This window comes from Microbulbifer maximicatervae (SeqCode) (assembly GCF_052467385.1).
The window spans coordinates 4,356,381-4,377,500 of the sequence record NZ_CP174311.1; the positions used below are offsets into that span (position 1 = coordinate 4,356,381).

Genomic DNA, 21,120 nt, shown 5'->3' on the forward strand with positions numbered 1-21,120 from the left:
CATTTTTGCCGATAACTTCAAATTCCTCCAAACCCCGGCAGACAGCAGCATAGCCCGCCTTCTTCTCTTACTGCGAAACATGGATGGTGATTCGATGAGGCTTCAGGAGATTTCCCCCCTTCAAACCCGCACCCTATTAATCAGCGCACTGACAATACTTCTGGTCTGTGCACCTTTAACAGGGTGCGACAATGACGATTCAGATCCACCCCCATCAGATGACGATACTGGCGATGACAGCAGCCCCTGGGTGCTAAATACCGACGATGAACGGGCGCCTTACATCTACGAAAGCAATAGTAATGAGCAGGTCCTGGTCAATGTACAAAGCATCGAAACCGTCACTGTCGACGGCAGGGAATACACTCAAGTCACTGCATCCGGCATCCCGGATTATGAAATTGAAATCACCACCGCTATCTACGACGAGCTAATCAATCGCCCCAAGGCGAGCACCGACTTTGTCTACGGCAGCCCCACGGTACAAATTGGCGATATCGTGAGTTTTGGTCAGGATATCGGCTTTAGCAGCAATCCACATACCTGCTACGCCGAAGCGGGTTTTGGATTCTGGCCGCCGGGCCCTGTCTGCCCAGAAAATGTTTCCCACAACAGCTATTTTCCAACTGAGCCAGAGGTCTCAGAAGAAGCTTGTGAAAGTGGACTCGGACCACAGGGCTATTGGGTCAACGGCACCTCTATCTACCAGTGGAGCGATGGACAGTCCGTGAATGGTACCTGGCATACTCTGGCACCGGTCGCTGAGATGTACGATGTTGATATCTGTGGTGGACACGCTGCTCGGGGAGACTATCACCACCACTTCTACAGCGATTGCCTGGCCGACTTGGTTGGAGACACTGGAGATAGCCACTCCCCCGTCTACGGGTTTACCGCTGATGGCTATCCCATTTATGGCCCTTGGGAGGCCGATGGTGTACTTGTAGTAAGTAGCTGGGTCACTAGAGACTATGACGATGCCGACTCTACCAGCGGCTGTGGGATTGCCGGTGAGCGCAGTTGTTTACTGGTAGATGAATACGATTTATCACAAGGCACAAATACACTTGCCCAATCCGGCCCCAGTACCAGCGATACTTTTACGTCCCTATCAGGCAACCTTTTTCAAACCACCAGCGGTTTTTTTTACGAAGACTATTACTGGGACTCCAATTTGACCAATCAGGAGGGCGCTTATCTGGATCAATACAATGGGCACAGTGACAGCGAGCGTGGTTATCACTACCACCTAACGGTAGAACTGAATGATGAAGGGCAGCTGACACCATCATTCCCCTATACTTTTGGGCCCCGCTTTTACGGCAAACTCGATGACCAGACAATTGTGAATGTTTGCTCCGATGAAGTCGGCGGAGGTTTTCCCCCTGGCCCACCGCCCATGTAACTAGACCAGCAGAAAACAGCTTACCTATATCACCTATAAGTCATTGATAAAGCCCCACGCCAGCCTGGAACCGGTTAAAGCTTCCAGACTGGCGACTCTCCCAAATACAGTCTCAGAACCCAGGCCTCTGCTTTCAGTAGCTGGCTTCACTAAATACAGCCAGCCAACTACTAGGGAGCCTCTGAATAACTCCGTGATACCTCTGGCATGCAGAGCGGTTCACAATCAAGGCGCGGCTTCGCAGGAATGTCTAGACCTTTCAAGAAGTCGCAACGCGGAGTGTGAATCGCTCTGCAAGCCCCGAAGGGCGGGCCTTGAAGGCCACAGCTGCTGCGTTGCAGCTCTTGCCAAGGGCTACGGCCATTCGCGGCGAGCTGCGCCTAACATCTGCAGCCTTCAAGACCCGCAGAGGCATTACGGAGTTATTCAGAGGCTCCCTAGACCTTTTAGTCAAAAAAATATCGAAAGAATAATATTTTATTTAAATTAAATACAAAGAAAGTCATTAACGAGATAAGTAATTTTCCAGCAAATAACTTTTTAACTGTTGATACAGAAAGAAAAGCCATCCTTTTGAACTTACGCACAAACTAAGCAGAAATAGAGAGCCAATTTAACCCTTTGCAAATTAGGTTAATATTTATCCACATTTTCTCCACTTTTATCCGCTAATTTCTGGACTAACCCCCATCTAGTTCACGGTGTGCTATGAAATTAACGGAAATTTTTGACACGGACCGAAAGTCCATTTTGCCTTATGTAATATCTCTGGTATTACTTTCCGGCGTACTCCAAGCATGCGGTGGAGGCGGCAGCTCTTCATCTGATTCAGATTCGTCATCTGAAGATACTAGCGACAGCGGCTCAGATTCCGGAGACGATAATGACGATGACGATTCTTCAGATGATAGTGACAGCTCAGACTCGAGCACCGATAGCGGGGTTTGGATTCTAAATACTGATGATGAGCGCGCACCCTATATCTATGAAAGTAACAGCAATGAACAAGTACTAGTAAATGTTCAGAGCGTTGAATCTGAAACTGTCGACGGTAAAGAATACACTGTTGTATCAGCAACCGGCATTCCAAATTACACTATCGAAATTACACAAACTGTTCTCGATGCACTCCTGGAACGTCCAAAAGCATCCTCTGACTTTTTAACCGGCAGCCCCTATGTCAGCGTTGGTGATATTGTCAGTTTTGGGCAGGACATTGGATATAAAAGTAATTCGTCCTGTGGTGCAGAAGCTGGTTATGGCTTTTGGCCACCGGGGCCTGTCTGCCCTGAAAATGTTTCCCATGTTGGCTATTTTCCCGTTGAACCTGAACCTGCAACTGACAGTTGTGAAACTGGTTTAGGGGTACAGGGCTACTGGGTAAATGGAACCTCTATTTATCAATGGAGTGACGGGATGAGTGTTGATAATACATGGCATACACTCGCCCCCCTAGCTGAAGTCTACGACGTTGATATTTGCGGTGGTCACGCGGCAAACGGTGATTATCACCACCATTTTTACAGTGAATGCCTCGCAGAGATGGTCGGCGATATTGGTGACGACCACTCTCCAATTTATGGCTACACCGCCGACGGCTATGCAATTTATGGCCCTTGGGAAAGTGAGGGTGAATTAGCTGAAAGTAGTTGGGCTGTTCGAGATTACGATGATGCCTCATCCGAAAGTGGTTGTGGTGTCGCCGGCGAGCGCAGCTGCTTATTAATCAATGAATATGATATTTCCCAAGGCGTGGAAACTACTTCTAATACTGGCCCAACTACAAGTGATTCATATACCTCCGCGTCCGGAAATGAATTTGAAACAGCTGCTGGTTTTTTCTACGAAGATTATTATTGGGACGAAGAACTTACAGCTCAAGGTGGAGTCTATTTAGATCAGTACAATGGCCATTCAGATGATGAGCGAGGATACCATTATCATCTTACCGTCACTGTCGATAGCGATGGACAATTAATCCCCGCCTTTCCCTTCACTTTTGGACCGCGCTTTTACGGAAAATTGGATGACCAAACTGTTGTCAGCCGATGCTCAACAACCGTGGGGCGGTAACCAATAAAGATAAATTGAGGTAACCTTCTCGTGAAAATTAACGGGTACTTTCTTGCCGGCTCATTAGCCTGGCTAACTGCAGCCAGTGTTGTGGCTCAACCTAATCCCAACTCTGGGCATAACAACGATCAACGTTCGGTTAGGGAAGTACCTGTTCGCAATAGCAATGGAAGAAACTGGCAAAACAACAATTCGATAAATTCAGAAAACACTAGAAATAACACTGCAGATTCCTCCACCGACTCAAACAGCAATACAGTTGAAGAGGAAAGTCCAACAGATACTACGGTAGATAATCCAACAGAAACAACTACCGACGAAACAAGCAATACATCGAATAATAACGAGGACACTTCTTCGGACGTTAACGAAGAGAATTCCGGCTCCTCAGATAATTCGACCATTTCAGGTAACGAGGAAAGCTCGGTAACAGAGAGCTCCGGTACTACCTGGATTATCAATTCAACTAACGAACGCGCCCCCTATATTTACGAAAGTAACAGTAATCAGCAGGTTCTGGTTAATGTGCAAAGTATTGAATCTGTAACCGTTGCCGGAAAGGAATATACCCGCGTATCTGCTACCGGTATCCCGGACTACCAGATTGAAATAACCCAGGAAATACTAGACGCACTCATCAGCCGTCCAAAAGCTTCTACAGACTTCGTCAATGGCTACCCCTTGGTACAAACTGGTGAGGTTGTTAGCTTCGGCCAGGACATCGGCTATCGCAGTAATTCCAGCTGCGGCTCAGAAGCCGGTTATGGCTTCTGGCCCCCAGGTCCCGTGTGCCCCGAAAACGTCGACCATGTAGGCTATATTCCTGCTGAGCCTGAGGCATCCACTGACAGCTGTGAAACTGGGCTCGGTGTACAGGGTTACTGGGTAAATGGAACCTCAATTTACCAGTGGAGTGACGGGCAGTCAGTAAATAACACTTGGCATACCCTGGCTCCCATGGCAGAAGTCTATGACGTAGATATCTGTGGCGGCCATGCAGCTAACGGCGATTACCACCATCACTTTTACAGTAATTGCCTGGCTGAAATTGCCGGGGACACCGCCGATGGACACTCCCCTATCTACGGCTATACCGCCGATGGCTACGCAATTTACGGTCCATGGGAAGACGCAGGTGTGCTAGCTAAAAGCAGCTGGGCAATACGGGATTACGACGATCCCCGTTCAGACACCGGCTGTGGCGTTGCCGGGCAACGCAGCTGTCTGCTAGTCGATGAATATGATATTGATCGCGGCGTATCCAATACAAATAACACCGGCCCCACTACCAGTGGTAGCTACACTTCTCAATCCGGAAACGAATTTGAAACTCCGGCAGGTTTTTTCTACGAGGATTATTACTGGGATGAAAGCCTTACAGCGCAGGGTGGCGAATACTTGGATCAATTCAATGGACACACTGACAGCGAAAGGGGTTATCACTACCACCTGACAGTGACGCAGGATAACAGTGGCCAATTAATTCCAGCTTTCCCATTTACCTTCGGCCCGCGCTTTGCCGGCAAACTGGATGACCAAACTATCGTCAATCGCTGCTCAACCACCGTTGGCCGCTAACTCATATTCAAACTTGGGAGTAAGAGTTAAATGAAAATGCACAGGTTCTTTATCGCTGGGTCTTTGGCCTGGATTGTTTCAGTCTCTATGACCGCATATGCGGCACAGCCAAATCCTCACGCGGGTCACAATGGCGATCAGCATCCGGTGATAGAGATACCTCTGCATGTTGCCGCTCCCAGAATCGAACTGGACATGAGCCGCGACGATATGTCCGGCTATAACCTACATATTGATTACGACCGGTTTGAACTGGAATCCCCACGCTTTGCCAATGATGATTCTGAGCAGTTTCTAGAAGGGCACGCCCACCTTTATATTAATGGGGAAAAGATCCAACGCCTATATGGCTCAGATTTACATATTCCCGGAAAACTCCTAAAACCCGGTTTTAACCAAGTCACGGTAACTCTCAATGCCCACGACCACAGCACCTGGAGCCGTGGTGGAAAACGAATACTGGCAACCTTATTTGTGCACCTCGATAAGAAAGAGCTGGTACTACACCGCTTTTCAACGTCACCTATCGGGGGCAACAAACAAATAGCCAAAGTCAGCCGACCTGATAATTAGATTAAGACCTGGAATTTTTCAAAGAAAGAATTGGAGCTAATACCCAAAAAAATATTTAATTAATAGCCTGCCCAATAATTAAAGGCTACTTAGGCTATTTACAATAAAGCAATAAGATATTTTTGCCTGACTCACGGAGTATCGCTTTTGAACGCAGTGCACAAATCTGAAAAAAATTAAGACGATAAAGAGGATATAAAATGTAGCTAGCAGGCCATCCACATTTCATTCACTTTTGTGCGCTAGGTTCGGGGAGCAACTCCTCCATATGCCACGGTGTGATATGAAAATAATTAAAATTTTTGACCGGAATGGCCAGCCTACACTCTCTTATACACTAGCGTTGATAATATCTCTCGGAGTTCTTCAGGGATGCGATAGTGGCTCTTCCTCAGATGAGGATGGCGATGACTCTTCTGAGACCTCCTCTGAAGAGTCAGATTCCAGCACTGATACTGGTGTCTGGATTATGAATACTGATGACGAACGCGCGCCTTACATTTATGAAAGTAACAGCAATGAGCAGGTTCTGGTCAACGTCCAGAGTGTAGCATCAGAAACCGTAGATGGCCGGGAATACACCGTTGTCTCAGCAACCGGTGTTCCCGACTACGAGATTGAAATTACTCAAAGTATTCTAGACGGACTACTTGAACGTCCATTAGCCTCCTCTGATTTCGAAACCGGCAGCCCCACTGTCAGCGTTGGAGATATTGTCAGCTTTGGGCAAGATATTGGCTATACGGGTATTGGCACCTGTGATGTAGATGCCGGCTATGGATTTTGGCCACCAGGGCTCGTTTGCCCAGAGAACGTCTCTCATGTCGGATACATCCCTGTCGAACCCGAGCCCGCAACGGAGGAGTGCGCAACGGGGCTCGGCGTACAGGGCTACTGGGTAAATGGCGTCTCTATTTATGATTGGGGTGATGGTCAATCAGTGGATGGCACCTGGCAAACCCTGGCACCGGTTGCTGAGGTCTACGATGTGGATATCTGTGGTGGACACGCCGCAAACGGAGATTACCACCATCACTTTTATAGCGATTGCCTAGCCGATCTTGTTGGCGATATAGGTGACGACCACTCCCCTATCTACGGCTATACCGCCGACGGCTATGCAATCTATGGCCCCTGGCAGAGTGAAGGAGAACTCGCAGAAAACAGCTGGGCTGTACGAGATTATGACGACCCCAGCTCCGAGAGCGGTTGCGGCGTAGCAGGCGAGAGAAGCTGTCTCTTGGTGGATGAATACGACCTCTCCCAAGGAGTCGAAACAACATCGAATACCGGCCCCACGACAAGTGGCTCTTATACCTCCCTGTCAGGCAATGAGTTCACTACAGCGGCGGGCTTTTTCTACGAGGACTATTACTGGGACGAAGACCTGACTAATGAAGGCGGAGTATATTTGGACCAGCATAACGGTCACTCAGATGACGAAAGGGGATACCATTACCACCTGACTGTCACTGTCGATGATGATGGTGAGCTTGTCCCCGCCTTCCCATATACTTTTGGCCCCCGCTTTTACGGCAAGCTAGATGATCAAACTATTGTCAATGAGTGCTCAACACAGTAGTTCAGCGGTGCACTAACATTGAAGGCCAAGCCACTTTCCTAATACGCCGGAAATCTCCCTGGAGTCGCAGTAAGTGTAAGCTTTGCGGTCCCTTGTTTTTACGGGGACCGACACCCCAGGTAATGGAAGTAACTGGAGCAATAGCACCCGATAGACTAAAAGCACTGGTAACCAGAAGTATTCACAGCAACAGCAGTTTGAATAAAGTATGTTGCCCCATCGCCAAACCTGGGAGTGAGACAATAATGAAAATTCTTCGAGCCGTTCTTATCGGGCCTTTTATCTGGGGAATAACCAACCTTGCTACAGCACAGCCAGACTCACACACGGGCCATAACGGCGACCAACACCCAGTAGTCGAGATCCCTTTACACAATGCTGCACCGCGCATCGAACTGGACATTAGTCGCGATAAAATGTCCGGATATAACCTACATATAGACTACGACCGGTTCGAATTAGAATCCCCTCGCCATGCCAATGATGCCTCAAAGCAATATCTGGAAGGTCATGCCCATTTCTATATCAATGGTAAGAAAATACAGCGAATCTATGGTCCAGACTTACACCTTCCCGACAAGCTGTTTAAATCGGGCTTCAACCAAATTACTGTCACTCTTAACGCCCATGACCACAGTACCTGGAGCCGGGGAGGGAAGAGAATTCTTGCAACTCTATTTATCCGGCTCGATAAGCCCGATCTGATATTGCATCGTTTTTCTACATCTCCAATAAAGCCGGGAGTAAGCACAGGCAAACCGGGATAACAATAGAAGTAACTACCAGTAGGGACTCAATCTCTCCTACCGACTCAGGGCATGGAGGCCCCAAGAACAGCTTTGGATAACCAAGCTAAGTATATTGGCACTTAGGGAGCCTCTGAATAACTCCGTGATGCCTCTGGCATGCAGAGCGGTTCACAATCAAGGCGCGGCTTCGCAGGAATGTCTAGACCTTTCAAGAAGTCGCAACGCGGAGTGTGAATCGCTCTGCAAGCCCCGAAGGGCGGGCCTTGAAGGCCGCATCTGCTGCGTTGCAGCTCTTGCAAAGGGCTACGGCCATTCGCGGCGAGCTGCGCCTAACATCTGCAGACTTCAAGACCCGCAGAGGTATTACGGAGTTATTCAGAGGCTCCTTAGCTCGGGCTCTTATCGTGAGACTCTCGGAGTGTTAAAAGATTGCTCTGATATTTACAGTAAGTGTAGGCTTGATCTTCTGAGCCGCGTTTCCTAAGTGGAAACAGAGTAAAATGCACCTGAGCTCACTGTGAACACAGGCTACTGAAATCCAAGCTACCGGCTATGTCGTTAAATATTCGCTATAAACTAAGCCTCGCTTTCTTATTGACTACAGCAATTACTGTTGGCGGAATGTTCGTATTCTTTCAGTGGAGCTTTAAGCATGGCTTTATGACCTATATCCAGTCTCAGGAGCTTCGCGAGGTCGGCGATTTGGTAGATGAGTTACAAGAAATCTACGCCAGCGAAGGGAGCTGGCAATCTATCGACGGCAATAGCAGGCGCTGGCAAAGACTCCACAGACGCGTGATGTCCAGTCACTTTGAGGATATGCCCCCCCCACATCGTCCACCTCCGGGTACGAGGGGCCCCCGCCGCCCGCCTGAGCCCCCACCTGAACACGCAGTGGGCAAGTCGCTTAATGCCCGCCTGGTCCTGTTGAACAAAGAGAAAAGACCTCTGATAGGTCGTTATTCAGGATCTGAGAACATGGTAATGCAGCCTCTGGTTGTGGACGGAGAAACCGTTGGTTACCTGGCTATCAATCCACTACCCGTGTTAGATGATGATTTGGCCGTAGGGTTTGTTAAAGAGCAATCGCGGACTTTCGCTCTTATCTCTGTTGCCACCTTCATTCTGGCACTGGCCATTGCCATCCCCCTTGCTTGGCAGCTGGTAAGGCCCATCCGTAAGCTGACCGAAGCGACATCCCATCTTACATCCGGCAACTTCAAAACCCGTATTGATATAGAGCAGCGAGATGAGCTGGGCCAATTAAGTGCTGACTTTAATCGGCTCGCCGCAACGCTGGAAGCAAATGAACATGCCCGAAACCGATGGATGGCAGATATTTCGCATGAGCTGCGCACACCTCTCGCAGTATTAAAAGGGCAGATTGAAGCCATTCAAGACGGTATCAGATCAGCCACACCAGAGAACCTGCGCATACTGCACAGCAAAATTCAACAATTGAGCCGCCTGATAGATGATCTCTATGAGTTGTCTCTCTCCGACGCGGGGGCACTAAGTTACTGCAAGTCCGACATCTCCCTGGAGAATATCCTACGAAGTGTTATCGAAGACTTTGAGATTCCATTCGACCAGAAAGGTATTCACTTAAGCAGTGACCTCCAACTATCGGAAGATAAGTTAGTCTACGCAGATGAAGCACGCCTCAATCAGTTATTTAGCAACCTGTTAACCAACAGCCTGCGCTACACCGATAGTGGGGGACAACTCAAAGTAACTGCGCGCTGTGAAGCCCGAACAGCCATTATCACTTTCGCCGACTCCGCCCCCGGTGTTGCCAGTGCTGATATACCACACCTGTTCGAGCGCCTGTATAGGGCAGATAGTTCACGCAGCCGGGAAACCGGCGGTGCGGGTTTGGGGCTGTCAATTTGCCAAAATATTGTTACAGCACACGAGGGTAGCATTTCTGCAACTCCGTCCACTATGGGCGGCCTTGAAATAAGTATTTTTTTACCCCTAAGCCAAAGGATTAAATGGTAGGAAGTTATGAGCGCCAAAATATTAATAGTCGAAGATGAAACCGAACTTGCGCACCTTCTACTGGATTATCTTCATGCCGCCGACTATCAAGCCGAGATCATTTCTGATGGTAATCAGGTTGTCCCCAAAGTGGAAACTATGAAACCGGATTTGATCCTTCTCGACCTGATGCTACCTGGGCGGCATGGGATGGAGATTTGCGAAGAGATTCGCCAAAAAGGCAACGACGTTCCAATTATTATAATGACTGCGCAAATTGAGGAACCCGATCGTTTGCGCGGCCTGGAATCCGGTGCCGACGACTATGTTTGTAAACCCTACAGCCCCAGGGAACTCGTCGCACGGGTGAAAGCGGTGTTGCGCCGTCGACCACAAAAGGGCGAAATCGGAAATGGTGGCATCGAACTAGATAGAAATACCGGGCAACTGCGAATCGGAGGTAAAGACGCCAACCTTACTGCGCTGGAGTTCCACCTATTTGACCTACTTTACAGTGAGCCCGGTCGAATTTTTTCCCGCGAACAAATCATGGACCGTATCTATTCCGACTACCGCGTAATCAGCGACCGAACTATTGATAGCCACATCAAAAAAGTGCGCAAGAAAATATCAGTGCTTATGCCTGAAAAAGAGTTAATTCACTCTGTGTACGGTGCTGGCTATAAGTTTGAGATAAATTAATTATGCCTGGGGGCACGCAGCCCCCAGATTCACACTACAAAGCTTCAGTAGCCAATTTTAACCATTCAGCAGTTTTTTCAGTAACCAGCGGGGTAATCACATCTCGCACCCTCTGGTGGTAGCGATTCAGCCATTCCCGCTCAGTCTCAGTAAGTAGTGCCACATCAATCAAATTACGGTCGATTGGAGCTAACGTAAGTTCTTCAAATTCTAGAAAATCTGGATAATTTTCGCTCTTTTTCACAAACACCAAATTTTCAATACGGATACCGTACTGCCCAGTGAGATAAAACCCCGGTTCATTGGAAACGATCATCCCCGGCTGAAAAGCAACACCTGTTACAGCTTTACCTATGCGCTGTGGCCCCTCGTGAACACTTAAGAAACTACCAACACCGTGACCAGTACCATGGGCATAATCCAGCCCTACCTCCCACAGCGAACGGCGTGCAAGCGTATCAATTTGCTCTCCACAAGTCCCCCTGGGGAATCGCAAAGTCGCAATTGCAATATGTCCCTTTAAAACCCGGGTAAAATTTTCTTTTGCCGAAGGCGGGAACTCACCCAGAGCGACTGTTCGGGTAATATCAGTGGTGCCATCTGGATATTGGCCTCCAGAATCGCACAGATATACCCCTTCTGGCTTCATAGCCAAACTGGATTCAGGGCTCACCCGATAGTGAACAATGGCCCCATTCGGACCATAGCCGGAAATTGTCTCAAAACTGTTGCCCTGAAAGCCTTCGCGAGCCTCTCTTTTACTTCGTAAAAGCTTTACTGCGGACAATTCGTCAAAATGGCCTGTGGCAACCTGTTCAGGTATTTCCGCCAGGAATTCACACACCGCAGCACCATCCCTTTCGTGTGCAGCCTGGCTCCCTGCCAGTTCAATCGCATTCTTACAGGCCTTGGCTTCAGTGACCGGGTCACCTTCCAGCATTAGTTCAATATCCAGTGCCCGCAATTGCTGTAAAGTCCAACTGTTGCTAATCAGGGGATCTATCCATATTTTATTGACGTGACGGCGCTTAATATTTTCAAATAATTCCCCTTTGGCCACGACTAGACTTACATCTTTATCCAAGTGCTCAATCAACGCATCCCCTACAGCGCCCTCCCCCAAATAAAGAGTTGCACTGCCATCCCGATAAAGGACTGCATTGGCCAAGGCCACTGGTAAGTGCGGAATATCCTCTCCACGGATATTAAAAAGCCAAGCACAGCTTTCAGGATTTGGTAGCCATAAAGCATCGGCTCGTTTTTCTGCAAGACGTCGGGCAATCCTCTGCCGTTTCTCTTTGGAATGCTCACCAGTAAAGATGAAGGGGTGTGGGCGCGCAGGCCCACAGGGAGATGCGGGGCGGTCATTCCAGATGGCATCAATCGGGCTCTGTTCCATCGGCTGTAGTTGGATATCCCTTTCAGCCAATCGCTTCTTGATCAAGGCCAATCCCGGCTCCGTGTGCAGTCGCGGGTCATACCCCAGACACTGACCGGCATCCAGCTGACTACATAGCCACTCAATGATCGCGACTTGACTGAGGCTCATTAACTCAATGGGTTGATCACCGAGTTGTTGCTGCGCCTGCAAGGTATAGCGACCATCAACAAATAGTGCCGCTTCTCGACTGCCTACCGCAGCCATTCCTGCGGAACCAGTGAAACCTGTCAGCCAGGGCAGTCGCTCATCTGCCGCAGGCACACTTTCATTTTGGTACTCATCAGCCCGGGGTACCAAGAAAGCATCGACACCCTGCCGCTGCAACTCTTCCTGCAATGCCTGTAAACGCTCCCGGCTCATAACCTCTCCCCTTCAATAACTGAGTTTGCCACTGCACCGCTAAAAGCTCCTCGATGACTGTTGGCCACAACAGAGCACAGTGTTAATCCAAATGGATTTGAGCAAATTGTCCAGGTGTGCCAGTCCCGCTGGCAACTCAGCCCATTGACATGACCCCATTCGCCGAGCTGGTAAACTGACAAGTCTAATTTCGCAGTATACCCCACCCTCGGAGCAACGCCTGCGTGTATAATACGCCCCTATTTTTTTCGAATATCCAGTGATCGAATCTTAAAGTATGGGTCAAAGTTCTTCCCTGGCAGGCTTTGCCGGCCGCCGCACCTTCGCCATTATTTCCCACCCGGACGCCGGTAAAACAACCGTGACCGAAAAGCTTCTTTTGTTCGGGAATGCAATCCAGCAAGCGGGCTCCGTTAAGGGGAAAAAAGGTCCCCACGCACGCTCTGACTGGATGACGATGGAACAGGAACGCGGTATTTCTGTTACTTCTTCCGTTATGCAGTTCCCCTACAAAGAGAGGACTGTAAACCTACTGGATACACCGGGGCACGAAGACTTCTCTGAAGATACCTATCGGGTACTCACCGCCGTCGACTCCGCACTGATGGTGATTGACGGGGCCAAAGGTGTGGAAGACCGCACCATCAAGTTGATGAATGTGTGCCGCTTGCGAACAACGCCGATTCTCTCATTTATCAACAAACTCGACCGGGATATTCGCGACCCGATCGAGGTAATGGATGAGATTGAAGAAGTTCTGAATATCCAGGCTGCCCCTATCAATTGGCCTTTGAGTTCAGGAAAAGGTTTCAAGGGGGTCTATAACCTCTACACCGATACCATCCATGTATTCTCCCAAGGTCAGGGCCACAGAATTCCCGATGATATTCAAATTAAGGGTCTGGACTCCGCTGAGGCTGACGCACTACTTGGCGAGTACGCCGAGGATATTCGGGAAGAGATTGAATTGGTTCGTGGAGCCACTCATGAGTTTGACCAGGAAGCTTATCTTGCCGGTGAACTGACCCCGGTATTTTTCGGTACGGCCTTGGGTAACTTTGGCGTAAGGGAAATGCTCGATGGTTTCGTTGAATGGGCGCCCTCACCCCAATCCCGGGAAACCAAAGAGAGAAAAGTAGAGCCCAGCGAAGATAAATTTTCCGGCTTTGTTTTTAAAATCCAAGCGAATATGGACCCCAAACACCGCGATAGAATTGCCTTTATGCGTGTCTGCTCCGGCACCTACAATCGCGGTATGAAAATGAAGCATGTGCGCATTGGCAAGGATGTAAAAATTGCCGATGCGGTGACATTTATGGCTGGCGACCGAACCCACGTAGAAGAGGCCATTGCCGGCGATATTATTGGTTTGCACAACCACGGTACTATCCAGATCGGCGATACCTTTACCGAAGGCGAAGCACTGAAATTTACCGGCATTCCCAATTTCGCCCCGGAGCTGTTCCGTCGCATACGTTTAAAAGACCCTCTCAAATTAAAGCAATTACAAAAAGGGCTTCAGCAGCTTTCTGAAGAGGGGTCCACCCAGGTATTTTTCCCGCTGGATAACAACGACATTATCGTGGGCGCAGTTGGTGTACTACAGTTCGAAGTAGTCGCTTACCGATTAAAAGACGAATACAAAGTTGAAGCCATCTACGAAAACGTCAACGTGAACACTGCGCGCTGGGTAGATAGTGAAAGTGCCAAAGAACTAGAGAATTTCAAGCGCAAGGCCAGTACCAACCTGGCACTCGATGGCAGCGGACACCTGACCTACCTGGCACCGACGCGCGTTAATTTACAATTAGCTGAAGAGCGCTATCCGGAAGTTCGCTTTTATGCCACGCGGGAACACTAAAGCAGCAAGGCTAAGTACCTTTGTTGAAACCTTAGTGTGACAGCAGTAAGAAAGAGGCAAATAATGAGTCAGTTTGTAGAAATACCTACTGAAGTACCCAATGAAGTACCTCGGCTGGGCAATCGCATCACCAAAGCTATTGGCAAGTTGATAATCAAGGTGCTCGGCTGGCGAATGGATGGGGAAATCCCTCCAGAAAGAAAAGTCATGGTAGCTTTGGCTCCCCACACATCCAATTGGGATTTTGTGGTTGCCATGCCATTTATTATGGCATTGGGTATTAAAATTTCCTGGCTCATGAAAAAGGAAGCTTTTTTCTTCCCGTTTAAAGGACTATTTATGTGGCTTGGAGGTGTTCCTACCGATAGGCGCGCCGCAGGTAATATCGCTCTACAAGTTGCATCGAGTTACCGGGAAAATGAAAAAATGTGGGTGGGGATTACTCCCGAGGGGACCCGCAAAAAAGTAGGGCGCTGGAAGAACGGTTTTTTAAGGATTTCCTATACCGCTCAAGTTCCTATTTTGCTTGTAGCCTGGGACTTTCCCAATAAGCGTATTTGCATTGACTCCCTGTACCAGCCTATCGGTGATTTGGAACAGGATATGGCAGAGATCCAAAAGCGCTTTAGCAAGTATCAGGGGTATTACCACGATAATGAAAGTACTCTTGAAAAGGGGTAACCAGTCCACTCGTGATACAGTTAAGTAGTGAGCTTTCTACTTATACCTACCTGATACTGACAGTAATCGCCTTTACCGCAGGCTTTGTCAGTGCGATCGCCGGGGGAGGGGGAATAATCACCCTCCCCGCTTTACTCTGGGCCGGCATTCCCCCACTCGATGCTCTCGGTACCAATAAGTTTCAAAGCGTCTTTGGCACCCTATCATCCACCATTAACTTCCTGCAAAAAGGCCAGTTGAATTTACGCCCCCTCTGGCCAGGACTACTTGCTGCAATTATCGGTTCCTGCCTAGGCACCTTAACAGTCGCTTCACTTGGGGAGGCTGGCCTCAATACCTTACTTCCCATCCTGCTCATTGCTATTGCCCTCTACTTTATTCTGTCCCCCCGCATTTCCGACATTGACGCAAAACCCAGAATCAGTAACGTTACTTTTAATCTAGTTGTTGGCGGTGGGCTCGGCTTTTACGGGGGCTTCTTTGGCCCTGGGATGGGGTCTATCTGTGCAGCCGCCTTCGCAGCGCTACTCGGCTACAATATGCGTGCGGCTACGGCATCAACAAAACCTATTGTGCTCGCTACCAATGTGACCTCTATGCTAATTTTTATCGCTGGAGGCCATATTTTTCTATTGCTCGCTATCGCTATGTCTTTTGCCCAGGTTGTAGGAGCTCGTCTCGGCTCCAACCTCGTGATTGCAAGAGGTGCCAGTATTATCAAACCGGTAATCATTATTGCCACCATTGCTGTGGCAATAAAACTATTAGTGGAGGATTGATATCGTGATCTGGCTGGCAACGCTTATTCTTTCTTTCATTGCCTTTGTTATTGTGGTTTGGGTTCTTATGCACCTGCGCAGACCCAGATTTCGAATGGACCGAGGCAGTTTTGTTAAGGGCCTTGAAGATGTAATCACCGGGCAAGCCAGCGATACTGAATGGCGAGCACTCCTCGCCTGCCCAATGCGACACGACCCAAAGCTTGAAGAGATGCGACAACGTTGCCTCAATATTGAAGACAGCGAATATACTGGCGAACCGCCCTACTTATTTACAGAAAAAGGCCTGCGTAAGTTACGTGAAATTCGCGAGCAACTGATCGCGGCCTCATCAAATAACGAGCCAAAAGCTTAAGACTGAAGAGTATTAACAAAGGATAGACCGATGTTGAAACCACTGCTTTCCCTTACCGGGGGACTGATCACTACCATGGCACTGGGAATAGCCCAGGCAGCCCCTCTGTCACAGGAAGATGTATCTGTGGCGGAAGTATTACGTGACCGGGCACTGGAAAGCTCCGACGCCTACAGTATTGTAGAGTCTTTGACCGTCGAGGTTGGACCACGACGGACAGGCACTGAGGGCGATGAAAGAGCCGTTGCCTGGGCACAAGACAAAATGAAGGCATTTGGCTTTGATCGCGTCTATACCGAGCAAATTGAGGTACCCCGCTGGATTCGTGGCCATGCTCACGCCGAAGTCATATCCCCTTTCCCCCAGCCACTAGTTGTCTCCTCCCTCGGCTATGGCGCCGCCACTCCTGCGGGAGGGTTAACAGCGGAAATTATCGAGTTTCCCGATGTGCAGGCCCTGTTGAAGGCCCCAGCCAGCCAAGTGAAAGGCAAAATTGCTTTTATCAATAAGCGTATGGAGAGAGCGCGCACGGGAGAAGGCTACGGCCCTGCGGCGCAAGGCCGCAAGTTGGGAATGCGCGCTGCCGCTGAAAAAGGGGCTGCTGCCATGCTGTTGCGCTCCGTAGGAACCGACTCAGACCGATTTGCCCACACCGGTATGATGTCGGTTGATGATGTGGAAAACCCAGTTCCTGCACTCGCACTTTCCGCTCCTGATGCAAACCTGCTCGAGGCTATGCTCCAACGCGGCAAGCCAGTCCAGGTAAAACTTGATGTTGAAACTGAGCGACTGAGTGACGGCCCCTCTTTTAATGTCATCGGTGAGATTACTGGCCGTGAGCAACCTGAAGAAGTCATGATTATCGGTGCGCACCTGGATTCCTGGGATGAAGGCACCGGGGCCTTGGACGACGGAGCTGGGGTTGCCATTGTTATGGAAACTGCACGTCTAATTGCTGAGCTGCCACAGCGCCCCCGTCGTACCTTGCGAGTCGTGCTGTTTGGTGCAGAGGAAATCGGATTGGTAGGTGCTAAGCAGTATGTTGAGGCACACGTAAAAGAACTGGACAATATTATTGCCGTCTCCGAATCAGACTTTGGAGCAGGGAAAGTCTGGCGTTTCGATACCCGTCTCCCTGAGAGCAAATTTGATATTGCAGATCAAATGATGCAACTCCTCGCCCCCCTGGGTATTGAGCGCGGGAATAATGAATCTTACGGTGGCCCAGATAGCAGTGTGTTTGTTGCGCGCGGTGTGCCAGCCTTTGGTCTATACCAGGACGGTACCGACTACTTCGATTATCACCACACACCCAACGATACCCTGGATAAAGTCGACCCTGAGAATCTTCGCCAGAATGTAGCGGCCTGGGTTGTAATGTCTTTCCTGACCACAGAAATGGAAGGAGACTTGGGCCGAGTTCCTACTGCCTCTGAATAAATAAAAGATACAGACGATATTTTTAAAGCCCCACCTGGTGGGGCTTTTTTTATCCCCAAATTTTTCTTCTCTCGAATACTGGCGTACCAATCAGTCGCAGTAATCCACAGATTTATCGCTCATAACACTGTTAATAACTGATGTCCGTTTTATGGCGTCTTTGTTACCAACAGAAACCATGGATAGAGCTGTGTATAACTCCGGGATATCCCCGGCCAGCCCCGTGATTGCTTGGCTCTATTGAAGGCGGGTAAAAAAGCAGCACTTTTTGCGCAGATTTCCACAGCCAGCGGTTACTAACAGAAAGTCTGGATAGAGTTGTGCATAACTTTAATAAACGGGCTGCAGGCCCCGTGGTTACAGGGGATTACTGCAGAGACTAAAAAATCACCGATATTTTTACCGGCTAAATTTAATTTTTGGCGGGAGTGGTATGGGTACTTTTCTGAGTTTTACGCGAGTTATTTTTGTTGGATTATTTTTTGAGTGAGTGTAAAGGCATTTGGAGAGAAGATCGGTAAAGACCCATTTTTATAGGCTTTTTAGGAGAGCGTCTGTTTAAGGTGCTCAGGTAGTTTTAGGTTTTTCTTTTTTTAATTACTGACTGATTTTTTAAATAGAAAGTTGAGCATTAAAATTTTTCAGAGCTATTTTTATTTTTTCTATTTAATTTCTACTAAGTATTTTCTGCTTTCTCATTCCTATTTTTTGTTTTTATTTTTGTTTTTTTAAATATTTTTTCAGCTATAAAAAAAAGGGCCACCCTATTGGGTGGCCCTTTTCGGATTAGAAGCCTGACGATGACCTACTCTCACATGGGGAAGCCCCACACTACCATCGGCGATGTTGCGTTTCACTTCTGAGTTCGGCAAGGGATCAGGTGGTTCCACAACTCTATTGTCGTCAGGCAAACTGGCTTGGGTTGGCGTTGGTCTTATAAGCAAAGTGCTTGGCCTGCCGCGTTATCGCTGTTTGCCTCGGTCATATTATTGACCGGCGATAACCCCAAATAAGTCGGTAAAACAATCTGTAGTAATACACCGCAAGCGATCGTATGTCTCTAACTCACAATCCGCTAGCTTAGCTAGTCGTTAGTAACCATCTCTGTTGTATGGTCAAGCCGCACGGGCAATTAGTACTGGTTAGCTCAACGCCTCACAACGCTTCCACACCCAGCCTATCAACGTGGTAGTCTTCCACGGCCCTTCAGGAGGCTCAAGGCCTCAGGGAGATCTTATCTTGAAGGAGGCTTCCCGCTTAGATGCTTTCAGCGGTTATCCCGTCCGAACATAGCTACCCGGCAATGCCACTGGCGTGACAACCGGAACACCAGAGGTTCGTTCACTCCGGTCCTCTCGTACTAGGAGCAACTCTTCTCAAATCTCCAACGCCCACGGCAGATAGGGACCGAACTGTCTCACGACGTTCTAAACCCAGCTCGCGTACCACTTTAAATGGCGAACAGCCATACCCTTGGGACCGGCTTCAGCCCCAGGATGTGATGAGCCGACATCGAGGTGCCAAACACCGCCGTCGATGTGAACTCTTGGGCGGTATCAGCCTGTTATCCCCGGAGTACCTTTTATCCGTTGAGCGATGGCCCTTCCATACAGAACCACCGGATCACTATGACCTACTTTCGTACCTGCTCGACATGTCTGTCTCGCAGTCAAGCGCACTTATACCATTATGCTCATTGCATGATTTCCGACCATGCTGAGTGCACCTTCGTACTCCTCCGTTACTCTTTGGGAGGAGACCGCCCCAGTCAAACTACCCACCATACACTGTCCTCGATCCGGATAACGGACCAGAGTTAGAACCTCAAACATACCAGGGTGGTATTTCAAGGACGGCTCCACAACAACTAGCGTCGCTGCTTCAAAGCCTCCCACCTATCCTACACAAATAGGCTCAAAGTTCAGTGCAAAGCTGTAGTAAAGGTTCACGGGGTCTTTCCGTCTAGCCGCGGGTACACTGCATCTTAACAGCGATTTCAATTTCACTGAGTCTCTGGTGGAGACAGCGTGGCCATCGTTACGCCATTCGTGCAGGTCGGAACTTACCCGACAAGGAATTTCGCTACCTTAGGACCGTTATAGTTACGGCCGCCGTTTACCGGGGCTTCGATCAAGAGCTTCGCCGAAGCTAACCCCATCAATTAACCTTCCGGCACCGGGCAGGCGTCACACCCTATACGTCCTCTTACGAGTTTGCAGAGTGCTATGTTTTTAATAAACAGTCGCAGCCACCTGGTCACTTCGACCGGCCTCAGCTTAGGGAGCAAGTCCCATCACCAAAACCGGCGTACCTTCTCCCGAAGTTACGGTACCATTTTGCCTAGTTCCTTCACCAGAGTTCTCTCAAGCGCCTTGGTATTCTCTACCTGACCACCTGTGTCGGTTTAGAGTACGATTCACTATTACCTGAAGCTTAGAAGTTTTTCCTGGAAGCAGGGCATCAACCACTTCACCCACTAAGTGGGCTTCGTCATCAGTTCTCAGCCTTAGGGACCCGGATTTGCCTAAGTCCCCAGCCTACAACCTTAAACATGGACAACCAATCGCCATGCTGGCCTAGCCTTCTCCGTCACTCCGTCGCAGTAATAGCGAGTACAGGAATATTAACCTGTTTCCCATCGACTACGGCTTTCGCCCTCGCCTTAGGGGTCGACTAACCCTGTCCCGATTAGCGTTGGACAGGAACCCTTGGTCTTCCGGCGGGGAGGTTTTTCACCTCCCTTATCGTTACTCATGTCAGCATTCGCACTTGTGATACCTCCAGCAGACCTCCCGATCCACCTTCAACGGCTTACACAACGCTCCTCTACCATGCTCCTAAGAGCATCCGCAGCTTCGGTTATCAGTTTGAGCCCCGGTATATCTTCCGCGCAGGCCGACTCGACTAGTGAGCTATTACGCTTTCTTTAAAGGATGGCTGCTTCTAAGCCAACCTCCTAGCTGTCTGGGCCTTCCCACATCGTTTCCCACTTAACTGATATTTGGGACCTTAGCTGGCGGTCTGGGTTGTTTCCCTTTCCACGACGGACGTTAGCACCCGCCGTGTGTCTCCCGCGATTGCACTCCTCGGTATTCGGAGTTTGCATGGGGTTGGTAAGTCGGGATGACCCCCTAGCCCAAACAGTGCTCTACCCCCGAGGGTGAGACGCGAGGCGCTACCTAAATAGCTTTCGAGGAGAACCAGCTATCTCCCGGCTTGATTAGCCTTTCACTCCGATCCACAGGTCATCCCCTAATTTTTCAACATTAGTGGGTTCGGTCCTCCAGTTGATGTTACTCAACCTTCAACCTGCCCATGGATAGATCGCCGGGTTTCGGGTCTATTGCCTGCAACTAAACGCCCTATTAAGACTCGATTTCTCTACGGCTCCCCTAAGCGGTTAACCTTGCTACAGACAATAAGTCGCTGACCCATTATACAAAAGGTACGCAGTCACCCCGAAGGGCTCCTACTGCTTGTACGTATACGGTTTCAGGTTCTATTTCACTCCCCTCTCCGGGGTTCTTTTCGCCTTTCCCTCACGGTACTGGTTCACTATCG

14 protein-coding genes and 2 rRNA genes (1 of these 16 cut by a window edge) are annotated in these 21,120 nt (G+C 49.2%); 13 read left to right on the forward strand and 3 right to left on the reverse strand.

Features of this window, described 5'->3' with window-relative positions; all coding sequences use genetic code 11:
• Positions 1-94 precede the first annotated feature (94 nt).
• From ACJJIR_RS18605 to ACJJIR_RS18640, 8 genes are all read left to right on the forward strand, one after another.
• Positions 95-1,405, forward strand: a complete 1,311-nt coding sequence (locus ACJJIR_RS18605) for a YHYH protein (protein ID WP_444906439.1) — start codon at positions 95-97, stop codon at positions 1,403-1,405.
• 708 nt (positions 1,406-2,113) lie between these two features.
• Entirely contained in the window at positions 2,114-3,478 is a 1,365-nt protein-coding gene (locus tag ACJJIR_RS18610; protein WP_444906440.1) for a YHYH protein, read from the forward strand.
• 30 nt (positions 3,479-3,508) lie between these two features.
• Positions 3,509-5,056, forward strand: coding sequence for a YHYH protein (locus tag ACJJIR_RS18615; RefSeq protein ID WP_444906441.1), 1,548 nt, complete (start codon positions 3,509-3,511; stop codon positions 5,054-5,056).
• 30 nt (positions 5,057-5,086) lie between these two features.
• Complete coding sequence (locus ACJJIR_RS18620) at positions 5,087-5,629, forward strand: hypothetical protein (protein ID WP_444906442.1); 543 nt, start codon at positions 5,087-5,089, stop codon at positions 5,627-5,629.
• A 283-nt stretch (positions 5,630-5,912) separates the two neighbouring features.
• Positions 5,913-7,211, forward strand: a complete 1,299-nt coding sequence (locus ACJJIR_RS18625; protein WP_444906443.1) for a YHYH protein — start codon at positions 5,913-5,915, stop codon at positions 7,209-7,211.
• Between the two features lie 245 nt (positions 7,212-7,456).
• Positions 7,457-7,978 carry a hypothetical protein gene (locus tag ACJJIR_RS18630; protein ID WP_444906444.1) on the forward strand — a complete coding sequence of 174 codons (522 nt, stop codon included), beginning with the start codon at positions 7,457-7,459 and terminating at the stop codon, positions 7,976-7,978.
• 534 nt (positions 7,979-8,512) lie between these two features.
• Complete coding sequence (locus ACJJIR_RS18635) at positions 8,513-9,961, forward strand: ATP-binding protein (protein WP_444906445.1); 1,449 nt, start codon at positions 8,513-8,515, stop codon at positions 9,959-9,961.
• A gap of 6 nt (positions 9,962-9,967) precedes the next feature.
• Positions 9,968-10,642: a response regulator gene (locus ACJJIR_RS18640; protein WP_444906446.1), complete on the forward strand. Its 675-nt coding sequence runs from the start codon at positions 9,968-9,970 to the stop codon at positions 10,640-10,642.
• A gap of 34 nt (positions 10,643-10,676) precedes the next feature.
• Here ACJJIR_RS18640 and ACJJIR_RS18645 read toward each other — a convergent pair whose 3' ends face one another.
• On the reverse strand, positions 10,677-12,443 hold the full coding sequence (locus ACJJIR_RS18645; RefSeq protein ID WP_444906447.1) for an aminopeptidase P family protein: 1,767 nt from the start codon (positions 12,441-12,443) through the stop codon (positions 10,677-10,679).
• 277 nt (positions 12,444-12,720) lie between these two features.
• Here ACJJIR_RS18645 and ACJJIR_RS18650 point away from each other — a divergent pair, with 277 nt between their 5' ends.
• The 5 genes from ACJJIR_RS18650 (at position 12,721) to ACJJIR_RS18670 (ending at position 17,559) form a co-directional block, all read left to right on the forward strand.
• Complete coding sequence (locus tag ACJJIR_RS18650) at positions 12,721-14,304, forward strand: peptide chain release factor 3 (protein ID WP_413664332.1); 1,584 nt, start codon at positions 12,721-12,723, stop codon at positions 14,302-14,304.
• Positions 14,305-14,367: 63 nt separating this feature from the next.
• Entirely contained in the window at positions 14,368-14,985 is a 618-nt protein-coding gene (locus tag ACJJIR_RS18655) for a 1-acyl-sn-glycerol-3-phosphate acyltransferase (RefSeq protein ID WP_444906448.1), read from the forward strand.
• Between the two features lie 11 nt (positions 14,986-14,996).
• On the forward strand, positions 14,997-15,764 hold the full coding sequence (locus tag ACJJIR_RS18660; RefSeq protein ID WP_444906449.1) for a TSUP family transporter: 768 nt from the start codon (positions 14,997-14,999) through the stop codon (positions 15,762-15,764).
• 4 nt (positions 15,765-15,768) lie between these two features.
• Complete coding sequence (locus tag ACJJIR_RS18665) at positions 15,769-16,119, forward strand: hypothetical protein (protein WP_444906450.1); 351 nt, start codon at positions 15,769-15,771, stop codon at positions 16,117-16,119.
• 30 nt (positions 16,120-16,149) lie between these two features.
• The gene (locus ACJJIR_RS18670) at positions 16,150-17,559 is read left to right on the forward strand and encodes a M20/M25/M40 family metallo-hydrolase (protein WP_444906451.1); all 1,410 of its coding nucleotides are present in this window, start codon (positions 16,150-16,152) and stop codon (positions 17,557-17,559) included.
• A 792-nt stretch (positions 17,560-18,351) separates the two neighbouring features.
• On the opposite strand, the gene rrf is transcribed toward ACJJIR_RS18670, so the two are convergent.
• Both rrf and ACJJIR_RS18680 read right to left on the reverse strand, forming a co-directional pair.
• Positions 18,352-18,467, reverse strand: a 5S ribosomal RNA gene (gene rrf / locus ACJJIR_RS18675).
• 203 nt (positions 18,468-18,670) lie between these two features.
• A 23S ribosomal RNA gene (locus ACJJIR_RS18680) occupies positions 18,671-21,120 on the reverse strand; it runs 432 nt beyond the window's last position.